Origin of the sequence: Shewanella sp. TB7-MNA-CIBAN-0143 (genome assembly GCF_040310065.1) — a bacterium.
In the GTDB taxonomy this organism is placed as follows: domain Bacteria; phylum Pseudomonadota; class Gammaproteobacteria; order Enterobacterales; family Shewanellaceae; genus Shewanella.
Genome location: NZ_JBEOPL010000065.1, coordinates 1 through 497 on the forward strand (window position 1 = coordinate 1; position 497 = coordinate 497).

Genomic DNA, 497 nt, shown 5'->3' on the forward strand with positions numbered 1-497 from the left:
GGTTTGATATCGTTCTCGAGCACTTCCTTTGAAGCGCAGGTGACGACGAAATCGTCGGCGTATCCAATAAAGTTGGCTCTGGCACCCTTTTTGAGTGCTGTAGACTTTATGCGCTGCTCAAGTCCAGCAAGAGTCATTAGCATCAAGGTGGGGGATATAACTCCTCCTTGTGGCGTGCCCTCATCAGTACGATAAAACAGCCCTTTGTTCATAAAACCAGACTTTAACCATTGTTCCAACATACGTTTATCGATGGCGATGTTATCAATTAGCCATTGATGCCCGATTTTGTCGAAGCAGGATTTGATGTCTCCCTCAAGAACCCATTGCGCTGATTTCTTTTGAACCAAGCATTTGAAGCACTGATCGACTGCGTCAGCAGTGCTACGATTGGGTCTAAATCCATAGCTGTTAGGGTCGGCAAGCGTCTCCGATATAGGCTCTAATGCAAGAAGGTGGAGCGCTTGTTGTGCTCTGTCTATCATGCATGGGATACC

General features: G+C 46.9%; 1 protein-coding gene. It reads right to left on the reverse strand.

All coding sequences use genetic code 11. The features are described from left to right. Positions 1-497 (reverse strand): reverse transcriptase domain-containing protein (locus tag AAEY97_RS21150; protein WP_351001300.1); only part of this gene is annotated, 497 nt, incomplete at both ends.